Source organism: Cellulomonas terrae (genome assembly GCF_007990265.1).
Lineage (GTDB): Bacteria > Actinomycetota > Actinomycetes > Actinomycetales > Cellulomonadaceae > Cellulomonas > Cellulomonas terrae.
This window is the reverse complement of sequence record NZ_BJWH01000030.1, coordinates 24436-40567: the sequence shown is the minus strand read 5'-3', so window position 1 is coordinate 40567 and position 16132 is coordinate 24436. Positions and strand designations below refer to the sequence as shown.

General features: G+C 72.6%; 20 protein-coding genes and 3 tRNA genes. 14 read left to right on the top strand and 9 right to left on the bottom strand.

All coding sequences use genetic code 11. The features are described from left to right. The first annotated feature begins 164 nt into the window (after positions 1-164). From CTE05_RS18995 to purM, 4 genes are read left to right on the top strand one after another with little or no spacing between them, the layout of a single operon-like run. Positions 165-545, top strand: coding sequence for a sterol carrier family protein (locus CTE05_RS18995; RefSeq protein WP_146847863.1), 381 nt, complete (start codon positions 165-167; stop codon positions 543-545). Between the two features lie 25 nt (positions 546-570). Next, positions 571-975 carry a histidine kinase gene (locus tag CTE05_RS18990; RefSeq protein WP_246123757.1) on the top strand — a complete coding sequence of 135 codons (405 nt, stop codon included), beginning with the start codon at positions 571-573 and terminating at the stop codon, positions 973-975. Between the two features lie 50 nt (positions 976-1025). Next, the gene (purF, locus tag CTE05_RS18985; RefSeq protein ID WP_146847862.1) at positions 1026-2573 is read left to right on the top strand and encodes an amidophosphoribosyltransferase; all 1548 of its coding nucleotides are present in this window, start codon (positions 1026-1028) and stop codon (positions 2571-2573) included. Beyond that, positions 2570-3691 carry a phosphoribosylformylglycinamidine cyclo-ligase gene (purM, locus tag CTE05_RS18980; protein ID WP_146847861.1) on the top strand — a complete coding sequence of 374 codons (1122 nt, stop codon included), beginning with the start codon at positions 2570-2572 and terminating at the stop codon, positions 3689-3691. Before purF ends, purM begins: the two co-directional genes overlap by 4 nt. Positions 3692-3989: 298 nt before the next feature. Here the strand turns inward: purM and CTE05_RS18975 are convergent, their stop codons facing one another. Next, on the bottom strand, positions 3990-4202 hold the full coding sequence (locus CTE05_RS18975; RefSeq protein ID WP_055911492.1) for a DUF3073 domain-containing protein: 213 nt from the start codon (positions 4200-4202) through the stop codon (positions 3990-3992). Positions 4203-4710: 508 nt separating this feature from the next. Here CTE05_RS18975 and CTE05_RS18970 point away from each other — a divergent pair. After that, complete coding sequence (locus CTE05_RS18970; RefSeq protein WP_146847860.1) at positions 4711-4920, top strand: BldC family transcriptional regulator; 210 nt, start codon at positions 4711-4713, stop codon at positions 4918-4920. Positions 4921-5134: 214 nt separating this feature from the next. Here CTE05_RS18970 and CTE05_RS18965 read toward each other — a convergent pair whose 3' ends face one another. The 6 genes from CTE05_RS18965 to CTE05_RS18940 form a co-directional block, all read right to left on the bottom strand. Beyond that, positions 5135-5452, bottom strand: coding sequence for a DUF3618 domain-containing protein (locus tag CTE05_RS18965; RefSeq protein ID WP_146847859.1), 318 nt, complete (start codon positions 5450-5452; stop codon positions 5135-5137). Further along, positions 5449-5859, bottom strand: coding sequence for a phage holin family protein (locus tag CTE05_RS18960; RefSeq protein WP_146847858.1), 411 nt, complete (start codon positions 5857-5859; stop codon positions 5449-5451). The genes CTE05_RS18965 and CTE05_RS18960 overlap by 4 nt, the downstream gene beginning before the upstream one ends. Before the next feature lie 67 nt (positions 5860-5926). Continuing rightward, entirely contained in the window at positions 5927-6367 is a 441-nt protein-coding gene (locus CTE05_RS18955) for a phage holin family protein (RefSeq protein WP_146847857.1), read from the bottom strand. Between the two features lie 116 nt (positions 6368-6483). Further along, positions 6484-6556: transfer RNA gene (locus CTE05_RS18950), tRNA-Phe, on the bottom strand. Positions 6557-6607: 51 nt separating this feature from the next. Then, positions 6608-6681: transfer RNA gene (locus tag CTE05_RS18945), tRNA-Asp, on the bottom strand. A gap of 36 nt (positions 6682-6717) precedes the next feature. Beyond that, positions 6718-6790, bottom strand: a tRNA-Glu gene (locus CTE05_RS18940). Positions 6791-6924: 134 nt separating this feature from the next. Here CTE05_RS18940 and CTE05_RS18935 point away from each other — a divergent pair. The 3 genes from CTE05_RS18935 to CTE05_RS18925 all read left to right on the top strand — a co-directional run bounded on the left by CTE05_RS18935 (position 6925) and on the right by CTE05_RS18925 (position 9244). Then, a complete protein-coding gene (locus CTE05_RS18935; protein ID WP_146847856.1) occupies positions 6925-7278 on the top strand; it encodes a metallopeptidase family protein in 354 nt (117 codons plus the stop codon). Positions 7279-7282: 4 nt separating this feature from the next. Next, positions 7283-8194, top strand: coding sequence for a cation diffusion facilitator family transporter (locus CTE05_RS18930; protein ID WP_146847855.1), 912 nt, complete (start codon positions 7283-7285; stop codon positions 8192-8194). Positions 8195-8332: 138 nt separating this feature from the next. Beyond that, positions 8333-9244, top strand: coding sequence for an LLM class flavin-dependent oxidoreductase (locus tag CTE05_RS18925; protein WP_146847854.1), 912 nt, complete (start codon positions 8333-8335; stop codon positions 9242-9244). Between the two features lie 90 nt (positions 9245-9334). Here the strand turns inward: CTE05_RS18925 and galE are convergent, their stop codons facing one another. Next, positions 9335-10294: a UDP-glucose 4-epimerase GalE gene (gene galE / locus CTE05_RS18920; protein ID WP_146847853.1), complete on the bottom strand. Its 960-nt coding sequence runs from the start codon at positions 10292-10294 to the stop codon at positions 9335-9337. A 219-nt stretch (positions 10295-10513) separates the two neighbouring features. Between galE and CTE05_RS18915 the strand changes: the two genes are divergently transcribed. Genes CTE05_RS18915 through CTE05_RS18890 form a run of 6 tightly spaced genes read left to right on the top strand, consistent with a single transcriptional unit; the run spans position 10514 to position 15736 of the window. Next, on the top strand, positions 10514-11656 hold the full coding sequence (locus tag CTE05_RS18915; protein ID WP_186814943.1) for a polyprenyl synthetase family protein: 1143 nt from the start codon (positions 10514-10516) through the stop codon (positions 11654-11656). Between the two features lie 16 nt (positions 11657-11672). Then, positions 11673-12572: a phytoene/squalene synthase family protein gene (locus tag CTE05_RS18910; protein ID WP_146847851.1), complete on the top strand. Its 900-nt coding sequence runs from the start codon at positions 11673-11675 to the stop codon at positions 12570-12572. Next, positions 12569-14215, top strand: a complete 1647-nt coding sequence (gene crtI, locus CTE05_RS18905) for a phytoene desaturase family protein (RefSeq protein WP_146847850.1) — start codon at positions 12569-12571, stop codon at positions 14213-14215. Before CTE05_RS18910 ends, crtI begins: the two co-directional genes overlap by 4 nt. After that, complete coding sequence (locus CTE05_RS18900; protein ID WP_146847849.1) at positions 14212-14565, top strand: lycopene cyclase domain-containing protein; 354 nt, start codon at positions 14212-14214, stop codon at positions 14563-14565. Before crtI ends, CTE05_RS18900 begins: the two co-directional genes overlap by 4 nt. Beyond that, positions 14562-14867, top strand: a complete 306-nt coding sequence (locus CTE05_RS18895; RefSeq protein WP_146847848.1) for a lycopene cyclase domain-containing protein — start codon at positions 14562-14564, stop codon at positions 14865-14867. The genes CTE05_RS18900 and CTE05_RS18895 overlap by 4 nt, the downstream gene beginning before the upstream one ends. Continuing rightward, entirely contained in the window at positions 14864-15736 is an 873-nt protein-coding gene (locus CTE05_RS18890; protein WP_146847847.1) for a prenyltransferase, read from the top strand. Before CTE05_RS18895 ends, CTE05_RS18890 begins: the two co-directional genes overlap by 4 nt. On the opposite strand, the gene CTE05_RS18885 is transcribed toward CTE05_RS18890, so the two are convergent. Continuing rightward, a complete protein-coding gene (locus CTE05_RS18885) occupies positions 15717-15959 on the bottom strand; it encodes a hypothetical protein (RefSeq protein WP_146847846.1) in 243 nt (80 codons plus the stop codon). The two genes, CTE05_RS18890 and CTE05_RS18885, sit on opposite strands and share 20 nt — an antisense overlap. Between the last annotated feature and the right edge of the window lie 173 nt (positions 15960-16132).

Sequence of the window (16132 nt, the reverse complement as noted above, 5' to 3'; positions counted from 1 at the left end):
TCCTCAGGAGCTCGCGGACGCCACGGATCGTGGCGTCCGCGAGCTCGTTCGCGCGTGCGACCCGTGCCCTCGCGACGAACGCGGCAGTTCGCGACGAGCGCGGCACCTCGAACTGCCGTGCTCGTCGGAGACTGCCGCGCTCGGCGACGGGGGAGAATCTGACCATGCCGCCGCGTCGACGTACCGATCCTGCCGACGGTCGGGCTGCGCTCGCCGTCTGGCGGGCCGACCCTGCCGGCGTGCCGACGGCAGCGCGGCGGACCGCGGTCCGGTTCACGCTCGAGGAGCTGGCCGAGGTCGCACCGGGGAACGCGGTCGAGGTGCGGGTGCCGCCGGACGGTGCCGTGCAGGCGGTCGAAGGACCTCGTCACACGCGGGGCACCCCGCCGAACGTCGTGGAGACCGATGCCCAGACGTGGCTCGGCCTGGCCTCCGGGGCGCTGACCTGGGAGTCCGCGCTGGCCGACGGCCGGATCCGGGCGTCCGGCGAGCGTGCCGACCTGCGCGAGTGGCTCCCGCTGCAGGCCGCCCGCGACCGTGCGTGAGCACGTGCTGACCTAAGATCACGGGGTGCCTGACGACCCGCAGCCCGCCGAGACCCCTGCCGCTCCCGAGCAGCCCGCTGCGCCGGAGCCCGCGGTCCTGGACGCGCGTGGTGTGCCGATCCCCTCGGAGGAGGAGCTGGCCCGCGTCGCTCAGCCCGCCACGGTGCGCCACGCCCCGAAGTACGGCGCGTTCATCGTGACCGGTGCCCTCGTCGGCATCGTCGTCGCGCTGGTCCTGGTCGCGGTCGTGCGCCCCGAGGTCCCGTGGGTGGCCGACGGGTCCGGCTTCATCTCGTTCCTCGACGGCGAGGGCGCCGTGCGCACCGTCATGGCCGTCGCCGGCGGCGTGCTCGGCGGCTTCCTCGGCGGACTCGCCGCCGTGCTCGCGGACCGCCGCAGCGTCCGCAAGGCGGTCCGCGCGGACGTCTGACCCGTGGTCGGGTTCGCGGTCCACTGCACGGACTGTGCGACCATAGGCACGTGGCCCCCCGCGCAGACGGACGTCTGAACCACGACCTCCTCCCCAACGAAAAAGGCCCCCAGGACGCTTGTGGCGTCTTCGGTGTGTGGGCACCTGGCGAGGAAGTCGCCAAGCTGACCTACTTCGGCCTGTACGCCCTGCAGCACCGCGGCCAGGAGTCGGCGGGCATCGCCACCTCCAACGGCCAGCAGCTGCTCGTGTACAAGGACATGGGGCTCGTGTCCCAGGTCTTCGACGAGACCGCGCTGAACGCCCTGCAAGGGCACATCGCGATCGGGCACACCCGCTACTCGACCACCGGTGGCAGCACCTGGGAGAACGCGCAGCCGACGCTCGGCCCGACGGCCGCCGGCACGGTCGCCCTGGGCCACAACGGCAACCTGACCAACGCCGCGGAGCTCGTCGACCTCGTCGCCGAGCGCTACGGCAGCCAGCGGCGCGGAGAGCTCGCGCGCGGCAACACCACGGACACGGCGCTGATCACGGCGCTGCTGGCGGGGGACCCGGACCACACCCTGGAGGCCACCGCGCTCGAGGTGCTCCCGCGCCTGCGCGGCGCGTTCAGCCTGGTCTTCATGGACGAGCACACCCTGTACGCGGCGCGGGACCCCCAGGGCGTGCGCCCGCTGGTCCTCGGCCGGCTGGAGCGCGGCTGGGTCGTGGCCAGCGAGACCCCCGCCCTCGACATCGTCGGTGCGTCGTTCGTCCGGGAGATCGAGCCCGGCGAGTTCATCGCGATCGACGCCGACGGGCTGCGCAGCAGCCGGTTCGCGACGACCGACCGCGCCGGGTGCGTGTTCGAGTACGTCTACCTCGCACGCCCGGACACGTCGATCGCCGGCCGGTCGGTGCACGCCGCCCGCGTCGCGATGGGCCGGCGCCTCGCGGTCGAGCACCCCGTCGAGGCCGACCTGGTCATCCCGGTGCCGGAGTCCGGGACGCCCGCGGCCGTCGGCTACGCCGCGGAGTCCGGGATCACGTTCGGCCAGGGGCTGACCAAGAATGCCTACGTCGGGCGCACGTTCATCCAGCCGTCGCAGACCCTGCGCCAGCTCGGCATCCGGCTGAAGCTCAACCCGCTCAAGGACGTCATCCGCGGCAAGCGCCTCGTGGTCGTCGACGACTCGATCGTCCGCGGCAACACCCAGCGGGCCCTGATCCGGATGCTGCGGGAGGCCGGCGCGGCCGAGGTGCACGTGCGCATCAGCTCCCCGCCGGTGAAGTGGCCCTGCTTCTACGGCATCGACTTCGCGTCCCGCGCCGAGCTCATCGCGAACGGGCTGGGGGTCGACGAGATCGCCGCGTCGCTCGGCGCCGACTCCCTCGGCTACATCTCCCCGGAGGGCATGATCGCCGCCACCGAGCAGCCCGCGTCGCAGCTCTGCGCCGCCTGCTTCACGGGCCAGTACCCGATCGAGCTGCCGCCGGACGACCGGCTGGGCAAGTTCCTGCTGGAGCAGAACGAGCTCCCGCTCGGCGCTCCCGAGGACGGGCTGCTGTCGATCGTCCCGAGTGCCGGTGGCGCGACTGCGCTGGACCACCCGTGAGCGGCGAGCAGGTCACCTACGCCACCGCCGGTGTCGACACCGAGGCCGGTGACAAGGCCGTCGAGCTGATGAAGGACGCCGTCCGCGCGACGCACGGGCCGCAGGTGCTCGGGGGGGTCGGCGGGTTCGCAGGGCTCTACGACGCCAGCGCGCTGCTGGGCTACCGCAAGCCGCTGCTGGCCACCTCGACCGACGGCGTCGGCACCAAGGTCGCGATCGCGCAGGCCCTCGACCTCCACGACACCATCGGGTTCGACCTGGTGGGCATGGTCGTCGACGACATCGTCGTGGTCGGGGCCAAGCCCTTGTTCATGACCGACTACATCGCGTGCGGCCGGGTGGTGCCCGAGCGCATCGCCGGCATCGTGCGGGGCATCGCCGCGGCCTGCGCGGTGGCCGGGACGGCGCTCGTCGGTGGCGAGACCGCGGAGCACCCCGGGCTGCTGGGTCCCGACGAGTACGACGTGGCCGGTGCCGCGACGGGCGTCGTCGAGGCTGACAGCCTGCTCGGCCCGGAGCGCGTGCGCGCGGGCGACGTCCTGCTCGCGCTGGGGTCGAGCGGCCTGCACTCCAACGGCTACTCGCTGGTCCGCAAGGTCGTGTCGGTGGCCGGCTGGTCGCTCGACCGCCACGTCGACGAGCTCGGCCGCACGCTCGGTGAGGAGCTCCTCGAGCCCACCCGCGTCTACGCCTCCGACTGCCTCGCCCTGGCGGAGCGCGCGGGCGTCGCCGGTCTGCACGCGTACAGCCACGTCACCGGCGGCGGGCTCGCGTCCAACGTCGCGCGCGTCCTGCCGCAGGGCCTGGTCGCGGACATCGACCGCGGTGGCTGGACGCTCCCGCCGATCTTCTCGCTGGTGCAGCGTCTCGGGCAGGTGCCGTGGACGGACCTCGAGGGCACCCTGAACCTGGGTGTCGGCATGGTCGCGATCGTCGCCGCCGACGCCGTGGACGGAGTCCTCGCGCACGCCACCGAGCTCGGCCTGCCGGCCTGGGAGCTGGGCACGGTGCGGCACACCGACCCGACCACCGACGTCGTCGGCGCTCCCGGCTTCGTCGCGGGGACCAAGGGCGTCCACGGGGGAGCCGTCCAGGTCAGCGGTGCCTACCGGGCGTGACCCTGTCCGGGGGGCTCGCGCTGGTCGACCGCGGTGCCTGTCGTCGTCTAGGTGCCGTCGTCTAGCGGACCTGAGCCGCGCGCTCGACCGCGAGCCCGACGCTGACCGCCGAGAGCCACCAGCCCCAGCTCAGGCACTTGCGGCGCACGTCCGGGTGAGACGTGACCTGGTACCCCAGCGCAGCAGGACGGCCACGAGGGTCCAGGCCCGGAGAGCGACGTCCGAGACGAGCGACAGCTGAGCTGCCGCCGTCTCGCTCGGCGATCCCGCGACGTGCACGAGATGGGTGACGACCGGGTCAGCGGTCGTCGTCGGACCAGCGGCGGTAGTCGTCGCTGTCGTCGTCAGTGTCCGTCTCCACAGCCGCGCGAGGGCGGTTGTCGGTGACGACATCGTTGTGGCCGTGCGACGTGAGCTCCTGCTCGAGAGCTCGGTAGTTGGTCTCCGGGCTGAAGTACTTCAGCTCCCGGGCCACCTTCGTCTGCTTAGCCTTCTGACGGCCGCGCCCCATGGCATCGACCCCCTCTTACGTGGATGCGGGGCGGCTCCGTGCTGACACGTGCGGCCCCGGGGTGCTGAATCGTCTCTTCGAGGGGCAACGGTACATGCTCGTTCGCTATTCCGACCACTCGCCGCGGGCGATACGCGTCACGTCGCGCCGTCCGGCGCCGTCCCGGGAGGACAGGGACAGGTCGGCCGTCCAATCCTGCGTGGACGGGTGCGCGCGTCGGTGTGTATGACCGATTGGTCGGGTTTAGGGTGGTGCTGTGGCCGCAGAGTGGGGCGGTATGAGAGTTCCATGAGAGACCTGTGTAGGTTTGTTACGGGAACGTGTCCTGGAATGCGCTGTCTGCGGCTTTCGTTCATGCTAGAGGGCGATGTCATGGTTTGGGCATCGACGACGTACGCTCGCCATCTCGAGAACGTTTCACACAGTTGGACCTGCACCACCCGCACCTGAACTGGCCGGGCGCCGACCTGTCGGCACCGCGGGCCGCACGCTTGCCAGGAGGCAGCTGATGAACGCACACCCCGTAGAGACCGAAGCACTGCTCACGCCCTCCGAGGTCGCGACTCTGTTCCGGGTCGACCCGAAGACCGTCACCCGGTGGGCCAAGGCCGGAAAGCTGTCGTCGATCCGCACCCTCGGTGGTCACCGGCGTTACCGCGAGTCCGAGGTGCGCGACCTGCTGAACGGTGTTCCGCAGCAGCGCCCGTCGGAAGGCTGAGCGACCGCACCCCCGGCCGAGCCCGTCGACGACGATCGACGGGTCTCAGGCCGTCGAGCGCCCTGTGCGCCCTGCCTGCCTCCACAGACTGATCTCCTCCACGGGCCGCTCACAGGACTGCGAGGGTCGCGACGACGCGACCCTCGCAGTTCTCCGTCCTCCCGGCCCCGACCTCGGGGGCCGTTCCGCTCCTCAGCCCCTGCGGCGACGCTCCTCAGCCCCTGCGGCGACCCGCGGCGACCACGATGGCCAGGACCGCCGCGACTCCCGCCACCGCGCCGCCCAGCACCGCGAGAGCCTTCTTGCGGGCGTCCGGCGGAGCGTCGCTGCTGGTCGCGTCCAGCCAGATCTGACGGCCTGACTCCACGGCCCGGCCGGCCTGGGCGCGCGGGTCCAGGCGGGCCACCAGCTCGTCGATGGTCGACGCGAGCTGTGCTCGGGTCACCGCGAGCTCGGCCTCCAGGGCGACCATCTCGGGGGTGCTGAAAGGCTTCTGCGTGCTCGCAGGCTTCTGGACCGACTCGTCGCTCATGCGCTGAACCCCGCCTTGAGTGTCGCGATGTCGTTCTGGACGTTCTCGATCGCCTTCGCCGGTGTGGGTGGTGAACCCGCCTTCACGCGGTTGATGCCGACGAGCACCAGGACCACGATGACGAGCAGCAGGAACGCGCAGACGATGAGCGCGGCCAGCCACAGGTCCAGCCAGAGGTCCAGCACGATGATCGTCGTCGCGATCCCCGCGGCCAGCAGGTAGAGCGCCAGCACGGCGCCGGCCACGATGAGCCCTGCTCCGACGCCCAGCTGCTGCGCCCGTCCGGTGATCTCCGCCTTGGCCAGGTCGATCTCGGCGCGGACCAGCCGCGCTCCCTGCTCACTGAGCTCCGACACCAGCTGCCCGAGCGACTTCTCGTCGCCCGGCAGTCCCGACTGCGTGGTCATGGGTACGGCCTCTCGTCTGCACTTCCGTAGGGCACTCAGTCTGCTGGTCGGCGATCCCGCCCGCGACTCAGTCGGCCCAGGGGTGGACCTGCTCCTCTGCGGGGTGGACCGGCTCGTGGATCCGGACCACGGACACCGACGGGGCGGGGGGCAGGTGCTTCTTGGCCCACGCGGCGACGCCGGCGCCGACGAGCAGGAGCGCGACACCGATGATCAGCGCGGCGAGCCAGGGGTCGACGGCGTGGGACAGGCCCAGCACGCCGGCGGTGACCAGGAGCGCGAGACCGAAGAAGGTGAGGAGCGCGGCGGTGGCGAACCCGATGGCCGACGGGCGGACCTCGATCGCCCGGGTGCGCACGCTGCGTGCGACGGCGTCGATCTCGTGCTGGATGGCCTCACGGACGTGGTCCTCGGCCTGCTCGAACTTCTCGCGCGCACGGTCGGTGAACGGCTCGGTCAGCCGGTCGAAGAAGCTGCGGGGTCGATCGGAACCGGGGGTGCTGGCCATGGGTCCTCCTCGTACGGCGTGCGGTGCGCCCAGCCTAGGAGCAGAAGTGCTGGTGGCGAGGTTGCCGCGCAGACGACGAAGCCCCGCTCCGGGTGGTCCGGGCGGGGCTTCTGCTGTGGCCACTGGCAGGGTCGAACTGCCGACCTTTCGATTTTCAGTCGAACGCTCTACCAACTGAGCTAAGTGGCCGTAACCGACGACGCCCGGGTTCCTGAGAACAGGATGACCGGGCGGATCGAGCGACCCCGACGGGACTTGAACCCGCGACCTCCGCCGTGACAGGGCGGCGCGCTAACCAACTGCGCTACGGGGCCTTGAACTGCTGCAAGGCCTTGCTGCTGTACTGCTCGTACCCCCAACGGGATTCGAACCCGTGCTACCGCCGTGAAAGGGCGGGGTCCTAGGCCGCTAGACGATGGGGGCATGTCCAACCCCTGACGTCGAGGCGCCGGATGACCGGTGACGAGCATACGGGGGATCGGCCGGAACTCCAAAGTCGATCGGGCGTGGCGGTCGTCACCCCGCTGCCCGTCCGGCTGAGCAGGCAGGATGGACCCATGGTCGACATGTCCCCCGCGGAGTTCGAGGACGCGGTCCGCGACGCGCTCGACGAGATCCCCGACGAGCTCGCCGCGATGATGGACAACGTGGTCGTGCTCGTCGAGGACGCGCCGCCCGAGGGGGAGGTCGAGCTGCTGGGCCTGTACGAGGGCACCCCGCTGACCGAGCGCGGCGAGTTCTGGGCCGCGGGGTCGCTGCCCGACCGGATCACGATCTTCCGGCTCCCGACGCTCGCCGTCTGCGACACCCGCGAGGACGTCGTGGAGGAGGTCGCCGTCACGGTCGTGCACGAGATCGCGCACCACTTCGGCATCGACGACGAGCGGCTGCACGAGCTGGGCTGGGACTGAGCCGGTGGGTCACGACCACGCCCACCCCACCGCCGCGCAGGCCCATCGCGGCCGGCTCGTCGCGGTCCTCGTCCTCACGCTCGCCGTCCTCGTCGTCGAGGTCGTCGGCGGGCTCGTCTCCGGCTCGTTCGCGCTGATCGCCGACGCAGGGCACATGCTCACCGACGCCGCCGGGGTCGGCCTCGCGCTGGGTGCCACCGCGCTCGCCGCCCGGCCCGCGACCGCCGCGCGCACCTTCGGGTGGCAGCGAGCCGAGATCCTCGCGGCGCTGGTGAACGGCCTGGTCGTCGGGGTCGTGGGCGTCGGGGTGGTCGTCGGCGGGGTCGCGCGGATCGTCACGCCGGGGGAGGTGGAGGCGGGGCTGATGCTCGCCGTCGCCGTCGTCGGGCTCGCCGCCAACGCGGTCGGGCTCGTGCTCCTGCGCCGCGGGCAGGAGGAGTCGCTGACCGTGCGTGGCGCCTACCTCGAGGTGCTCGGTGACCTGCTCGGCTCCGTGGCCGTCGTCGCCGCCGCCCTCGTCGTGATGGCCACCGGGTACCTGCGCGCCGACGGCATCGCGTCGGTGCTCATCGGCCTGATGATCGTGCCGCGCGCGGTGGCCCTGCTGCGCGAGGTCGGGACGGTCCTCCTGGAGGCCACCCCGCGCGGCGTGGACCTCGACGCGATCCGGGCGCACATCTGCGGCGTGCCCGGGGTCCTCGGCGTGCACGACCTGCACGCGTGGACCATCACGTCGGGCGTCCCCGTGCTGTCCGCGCACGTCGAGGTGCCCGACGACCTGCTGTCCCGCGGCGAGGCCGGGCGGGTGCTCGACGACCTGCGGCGGTGCCTGGCGGGCCACTTCGACGTCGACCACTGCACGTTCCAGCTGGAACCACCGTCGACCACCGGCAGCGAGCACCACGCCCACGCCTGACCGGGTCGCTCGAGCGGTCTGCCGCAGCGTCCGCGTTCCGTAGGGCTCCGGCCCGCTCGAGTGCGGACGTTCGCGTTCCGTAGGGCCCGGGCCGCGCGAGTGCGGACGGTGTCGGGGAGGGGCGCATAGGGTCGGCGCATGGTGGCTGTCGGGATCGCGTTGTTGCCGCAGGAGCGGTGGAAGCTCGCTCGTCGCAGGTGGGAGCAGGTCGAGGAGTGGGGGTTCGACCACGCCTGGACCTACGACCACCTCGCGTGGCGGACGCTCGTCGACCAGCCGTGGTTCGCGACCGTCCCGCTGCTCGCCGCGGCGGCTGCCGTGACCGAGCGGATCGGGCTCGGGACGTGGGTCGCGTCGCCGAACTTCCGGCACCCGGTCCCGTTCGCGAAGGACGTGCTGGGGCTCGACGACGTCAGCAACGGCCGGTTCGTGCTCGGGGTCGGCGCCGGCGGCGAGGGGTTCGACGCCTCCGTCCTGGGGGACCCGCCGAGCCGGGGCGAGCGGACCCGGCGGTTCGAGGAGTTCGTCGGGCTGCTCGACGAGCTCCTGACGCACCCGGTCACGTCGCACCAGGGCACGTTCTACCGGGCCGACGAGGCGCGGATGATCCCCGGCACGATCGCGCAGCCGCGGACCCCGTTCGTCGTCGCCGCCAACGGTCCGCGGACGATGGCGCTCGCCGCGCGGTACGGGCAGGGGTGGGCCACCTACGGCCCCGCGTACGCGACCGAGGACGTGCCCGACGACCCCGGTGCCGCGCAGGAGCAGTGGTGGACGGGGCTCGCGACGATGCTCGAGCAGGTCGACGCGATCGAGGCCGAGCACCGCCCGGAGGGGCAGCCCGCGCTGCGGCGGTACCTGAGCCTGGACGGTGCGCCGATCTTCTCGATGACGTCGCTCGCCGTGGTGACGGAGGGTATCGAGCGGGCGGCGGCGCTCGGGTTCACCGACGTGGTGGTCCACTGGCCGCGCACCGACGGGATCTACGCGGGCGACGAGTCGGTGCTGGAGGGTCTGGTCGACCACCTGCCGCGACTCCAGGCGCTGTAGCGGGGCGGTCCAGTCCTGCAACGTCCGCACATCCGCTCGTCGGGACGCTCCAACGTGCGGACGTCCCCGGGGCCCGTTCCGTGCGGGGAGTCAGTGGGCCTGGCGGGCTGCCCAGGCGCTGGTGACCATGTCCAGGAGGGTGTGGCGCATCTGCCAGTCGAGGTCGCGCGCCGCCAGCTCGCCGGACGCCACGATGCGAGCCGGGTCGCCGGCGCGGCGCGGGGCGGTCTCCGGCTCGAAGGCGATCCCCGTGCCTTCGGCCATCGCGGTCATGATCTCCCGCACCGAGACGCCGTCGCCGGATCCCAGGTTGTAGACGGGCTCCAGGGGACGACCCTCCGCGAGGGCCTGCGCCGCGGCGACGTGGGAGTCCGCGAGGTCCGCCACGTGGATGTAGTCGCGGACGCACGTCCCGTCCGGGGTCGGGTAGTCGGTGCCGTTGATGCGCGGCGTGCGGCCCCCGGCCAGGGCGTTCAGGACGAGCGGGAAGAGGTTGTGCGGGCTGGTGTCGTAGAGGTCCGGAGTGGCCGACCCGACCACGTTGAAGTAGCGCAGCGACGTGTGCCGCAACCCGACGGCTCGTGCCTGGTCTCGCAGCAGCCACTCGCCGACGAGCTTCGACTCGCCGTAGGGGGACTCGGGGTTGGTCGCGGTGGTCTCCGTGACGAGGTCGACGTCCGGGGTGCCGTAGACGGCCGCCGAGGACGAGAACACGATCGCGTCGACACCCTGCGACGCCATGGCGTCGAGCAGGTGAGCGGTGCCGGTGACGTTCTGGTCGTACGTGTGCAGAGGGCGCTCCACGGAGATGCCGGCGTACTTGAACCCGGCGAGGTGCACGACGCCGACGACGCCGTGCTGGACGAGGGCGTCCGCCACGAGGTCGGTGTCGAGGATCGACCCCTCGATCAGGGGCACGTCGTCGGGCACGAACTCCCGGTGCCCGCTGGACAGGTCGTCCAGGACCACCGTCTCCAGCCCGACCTGCCCGAACGCCCGCACCACGTGCGACCCGATGAACCCAGCACCCCCGGTGACCAGCCATGTCATGGAGCCGAGCGTACCGACGCCGGTGACGGACGGCCGACCGTCACCCGGCTGGAAAGAAGTCGGCGAGAGGTGCATCCGTCGGGGCCCTTCGACCCGAAGGGTGCAGGACGGCCTCGTGCGGTGGCGGTCCGGCGAATGCTCAGTATGCTGAGCATTTCTCGCAGGGCCCGGGCGCGCGAGGTGCACGGACCGGTTCCAGGAGCGACGACGGGAGAGCGCATGTACGTCGAGCCGGCGCTGCGGACCTCATCGAGGGCACCTCAGGGTCACGAGGCCGACGCACGCGCGGAGGCCGCGGGGCGTGCGGACCTGGCGGAGTCCGTCGAGCGAGCGATGGCCGTGACGTCGGGGGTGCTGCAGGACTTCCTCGACATGCGCGTGCGCGCCGCCGCAGCCCGATCCGACGTCGCCGTGCAGCTCTGGACCGACCTCGCGGACGGCGTCGGGGGCAAGCTCATGCGCCCGCGGCTCGCGGTCGCGTCCTATCTCGGGCTGGGCGGGCAGGACGCGGCGGCGATCGCCCCCGTCGCCGCGGCCGTCGAGGTGCTGCACGCCGCGATGCTGGTGCACGACGACCTGCTCGACCACGACGAGGTGCGCCGCGGCCGGCCCAACGTCGCCGGGGCCACCCGCGCCCGGCTGGCGGACCGGGGACTGTCCGAGCGCACCGTGTCCGACCAGGTCCTCGCCGCGGGCCTGCTGGCGGGCGACCTGGCCATCGCCTCGGCGTTCGCGCTCGCGGCGAGCGCACCCGCGGACAGCGCCGCCGTGCTGCGCGTGGTCGGGCTGCTGGCCGAGGGCATCGAGACGACCGTCGTCGGCGAGCTGCTCGACGTGACCGGCGCGCTGTCCTCGCCGCGGGACGTGGACGCGCTCGCGGTCGCGGAGCTGAAGACGGCGGCGTACTCGGGCAGCCTGCCGCTGGTCGTCGGTGCGGTCCTGGCGGGGGCCGACGACGCGCAGGCCGCCCGGCTCGGTGCGGTGGGGTCCGCCCTCGGGGTCGCGTTCCAGCTCGCCGACGACGACCTGGGGGTGTTCGGCGACCCCGCGGTGACGGGCAAGTCGGTGCTGTCGGACCTGCGCGAGGGCAAGCGCACCGAGCTGCTGCGCCGGGCCTACGCGATGGCGGACGACGCCGGGTGCGCGGTGCTCGACGCGCACGTCGGCCGGGCGGACCTGGACGACGCGGGAGCCGCCGTGGTGCGGGGCGTCATGGTGTCCAGCGGGGCGCTGGACGCCGTGCGGGAGCTGGCGCGGGCCACCGGGCAGCGCGCGCGGGAGCTGGCGGTGGACGGGGTGCCGGAGCCGTTGGGAGGCTACCTTGTGGGCGTCGTCGACGATCTGGTCGGACGAGGTCACTGAGGTGCTGGGGGAGTCGATGACGGACCTGCGAACCGCCCGCGACCGGGCGCTGCGGTTGTACGACGCCACGGCCGCGCGCACGAGCGCGGGCGTGCTGGCCGCGTACTCCACGTCGTTCGGGCTCGGCACCCGTCTGCTCGGGCGGCAGGGCCAGGAGGACATCCGTGCGGTGTACGCGCTGGTCCGGCTGGCCGACGAGGTAGTCGACACGTACCGCGGCGACGACGCGGGCGCCGAGCTGGACGAGCTCGAGGAGCAGACGCTCCGCGCGCTCCGGACGGGGTACTCGACGAACCTGGTGGTGCACGCGTTCGCCCGGACCGCCCGCCGCGTCGGGATCAGTGCCGCGGAGACGGTGCCGTTCTTCGCGTCCATGCGGGCGGACCTGACCGTCCGCGAGCACGACCGGGCCAGCTACGAGGCCTACGTCTACGGTTCCGCCGAGGTCGTCGGCCTGATGTGCGTGCGCGCGTTCCTCAACGAGGACCGCCGGCCCGGCGAGCCGGTGCGGGAGCCGGACGACGTGCAGGTGACCGGCGCACGGGCGCTCGGTGCGGCGTTCCAGAAGATCAACTTCCTGCGCGACCTCGGTGCCGACACCGGCGAGCTGGGCCGCACCTACTTCCCGGGAACCACGCCGGGACACCTGGACGACGCGCAGCTGGCCGCGATCCTGCAGGAGATCACCGACGACGTGGCGACGGCGCGAGCGGCGGTGCCGAGCCTGCCGCGCCGTGCGCGCTACGCGGTCGGTGCCACGCTGGCGCTGTACCAGAGGCTGCTCGACGAGATCGCGTCGCGGCCGCCCGAGGAGCTGCTGGACGGCCGGGTCCGGCTGCCCACGCCGGTGAAGCTGCTCGTCGTGGGCGAGTCGGTGCTGGCGGAGGCGCGCGCGGGCCGGACCGCCGACGCATGACCCCAGGACGCGTCGTCGTCATCGGTGGCGGCATCGCCGGGCTGACCACCGCCGCACTGCTGGCCCGCGGGGGCGCGCAGGTGACCCTGCTCGAACGGCACGACCGGCTCGGGGGACGGGCGGGGACGCTGTCGGTCGACGGGTTCCGGTTCGACACCGGACCGTCCTGGTACTTCATGCCGGAGGTCTTCGAGCACGCGTTCGCGCTGCTGGGCGAGCGGATCGAGGACCACGTCGAGCTGGACCGGCTGGACCCCGCGTACCGGCTGTTCCCGGAGCCGGTCGACGGTGGACCCTCGGAGCCGTTCGACGTCGTCGGGGACCCCGAGACCAACTGGGCGACGTTCGAGGCGCGCGAGCCCGGGGCGGGGCAGGCGATCCGCAGGTACACCCAGGAGTCCACGGAGGCGTACCGCACGGCGCTCGACTCGTTCCTCTACACGACGTTCGCGCGTCCCGACCGGCTCCTGTCGCGCGACGTGGTCACGAAGTCCCGGACGCTGGCCGGCCTGCTGACGGGCACGCTCGCCGGCAAGGTCGCGGCGACGGTGACCGATCCGGTGCTGCGCCAGGTGCTCGGCTACCACGCGGTCTTCCTCGGCTCGTCGCCGTACCGCGTGCCGGCGCTGTACTCGTTGATGAGCCACCTCGACCTCGTCGACGGCGTACGTTTCCCCCGCGGCGGGATGTACACCCTCATCGAGGCGCTCGAGCGGATCGCCCGCAAGGAGGGTGTCGAGGTGCGGACGGACGCGGACGTGGCGTCGGTCGAGATCGACGACGCGCGCCCGTCGCTCCGGCATCCGCGCAGGTCAGGTCAGGCCCGGGGCGTGCGGCTGGCCGACGGGACGTTCCTCCCGGCCGACGTCGTCGTGTCCGCGGCTGACCGGCACCACACGGAGACCGCGCTGCTGGGTGCGCACCGCGAGCTGCCCGAGGCGTGGTGGGCGGACCGGGGTCCGGGGATCTCCGCGCTGCTGATCATGGCCGGCGTCCGCGGGGAGCTGCCCGAGCTGGCGCACCACTCGCTGTTCTTCACGCGCGACTGGCCGGGCAACTTCGAGGACATCCTCGGGTCGGGCCGCTCGACCCCGCCGGACGCCCTGCGGGTCCCCGAGGCCGCGTCGATGTACGTCTCGCGGACCACCGCGAGCGACCCGACCGCCGCGCCCCCCGGACACGAGAACCTGTTCGTGCTCGTCCCGTTCCCCGCGGACCCGACGCTGGGCGCGGGGGACCGGGACACGGTGGAGCGGCACGCGGACCGGTACCTCGACCAGGTCGGCGCCTGGGCGGGCATCCCCGGGCTGCGGGACCGCGTGGTGACCCGCCGCGTCGTCGCGCCCGCGGACTTCGCGCGTGACTTCTCCGCCTGGCGGGGCACCGCCCTGGGCATGGAGCACACCCTTCGGCAGAGCGCGATGTTCCGGCCGGGCGACGCGTCGGCGCGCGTCCCGAACGTGCTGCACGTCGGAGGTGGCACGATCCCCGGTGTGGGACTGCCGATGTGCCTGATCAGCGCCGAGCTCGTCGTCAAGCGGATGCTCGGCGAGACGTCGTCCCGCCCGCTGCCCGCCCCGCTGCGGCCCGGCTACCTGGCGGCCGCCCGGCCCCGTGGCGTCTGGAGCGAGCAGGTCGGATGAGATTCGCCTACCTCGGCGCGCTGCTGCTCTCGCTCGGCGGCCTCGCCCTCCTCGACCGTCGGTTCCGCCTGGCGTTCTGGTCCGACGCGCGCCGCGCCGCCCTGACGATCGGGATCGGCGTCGTCGCCTTCCTGCTCTGGGACGGGATCGGCCTCGTGCTCGGCATCTTCGCCCGCGGCGACTCTCCGCACATGACGGGACTCCTGCTGGCGCCCGAGCTGCCGGTCGAGGAGGCGTTCTTCCTGGCGCTGCTCTGCTACACGGCGCTGCTGGCGTGGCGGTGGTTCGACGAGAGCGCCGCGCAGCGGGAGGCAGGGCGCCGGGCGCTCCACGACGGGGACACGCGATGACGAACATCGTGCTCAACGTGATCGTGCTGGCGGTGCTCGGTGCGGTCTCCTGGCGGGTGCTGCGCGGGATGCGGGGGATGCCGCTGGTCTGGACCGTGGTGCACCTGTGCGTGCTGACCGCCGTCTTCGACACGATCATGATCGACGTCGACCTCTACGTGTTCGACCCCGACAAGATCCTCGGCTGGTACGTCTGGGGCGCGCCGCTGGAGGACTTCGCGTACGCGATCGCCGCCGCGGTCGGGATGCCGGTGCTCTGGGTGGTGCTCGGTCGCCGTCGGCCGCGTCAGGACGCTCCGTGAAGGAGGTCCTCGCCGCGTCCCGGCCGTTCTCCTGGATCAACACCGCGTACCCGTTCGCCGCCGGCTACCTGCTGGCCACGGGCGGGCGACTCGACGTCACGTTCGTCGTCGGCACCCTGTTCTTCCTCGGTCCCTACAACCTGCTCATGTACGGGATCAACGACGTGTTCGACTACGCCTCCGACCTGCGCAACCCGCGCAAGGGCGGGATCGAGGGCGGCCTCGTCGAGCCCGCACGCGCGCGCGAGGTGCACCGCCGGATCCTGTGGGCGTGCCTCGTCACGACCGTCCCGTTCGTCGTCTACCTGCTGCTGGTCGGTGACGCCGCCGCGAACGCGACCCTCGCGCTGGTCCTGTTCCTCGTGGTCGCGTACTCGGCGCCCGTGCTGCGGTTCAAGGAACGTCCGGTCCTCGACTCGTTGACGTCCGCGATGCACTTCGTCGGGCCGCTGCTGTACGCGCTGGTGCTCGTGGGCGCGGACCTGGGCGCGCCGACGACGTGGCCCGTCCTCGTCGCGTTCGTGCTCTGGGGGATGGCGTCGCACGCGTTCGGGGCGGTCCAGGACGTGCGGGCGGACCGCGAGGGCGGCATCGCGTCCGTCGCCACGGCACTCGGTGCGCACCCGACGGTCGTCGCGTCGACCCTGCTCTACGTGCTGGCCGCAGCGGTGCTGCTCGTCGTGCCGTGGCCAGGGACGCTCGCCGCCGTGCTGCCTCTCCCGTACGCGATCAGCACCGCGCAGTTCTGGTCGGTCCGCGACGAGGACTGTGAACGGGCGAACGTCGGCTGGCGGCGGTTCCTGTGGCTCAACCTGGTCACCGGGTTCCTGGTGACGATGCTGCTGATCGTCATCGCCCGGTCGGGCTGACCAGCGCGGCGTCCGGCGGCCGGTACCGGCGCATCAGCTCGCGCGACCCACGGACCGTGAGGACCCACAGGAGCACCACGAGGGTGGTCTCCGCCACGGAGGTCACGATCCAGGGGAGCCGGTCGGCGAGGCTGGGCTCCAGCCACGTGCTCGACCCCGCGAACCCGTACGTGCCCCCCGCACTCGTGCGCCACCAGACCCACGACAGTGCGAGCGCAGGCACGACATAGACGGCAGCGCGTGCGACGGGTGAGCGTGACCAGACCGAACACCGCGAGGGTCCAGAGCAGGGTCAGCAGGACCACGAAGGCGGCGGTCAGGGCGACGTCGAGGGCCTCGGGCGGAGGATCGACCAGGTCGCCCGCGGAGACGACCGCGCTGCTGCCGTCGGTGAAG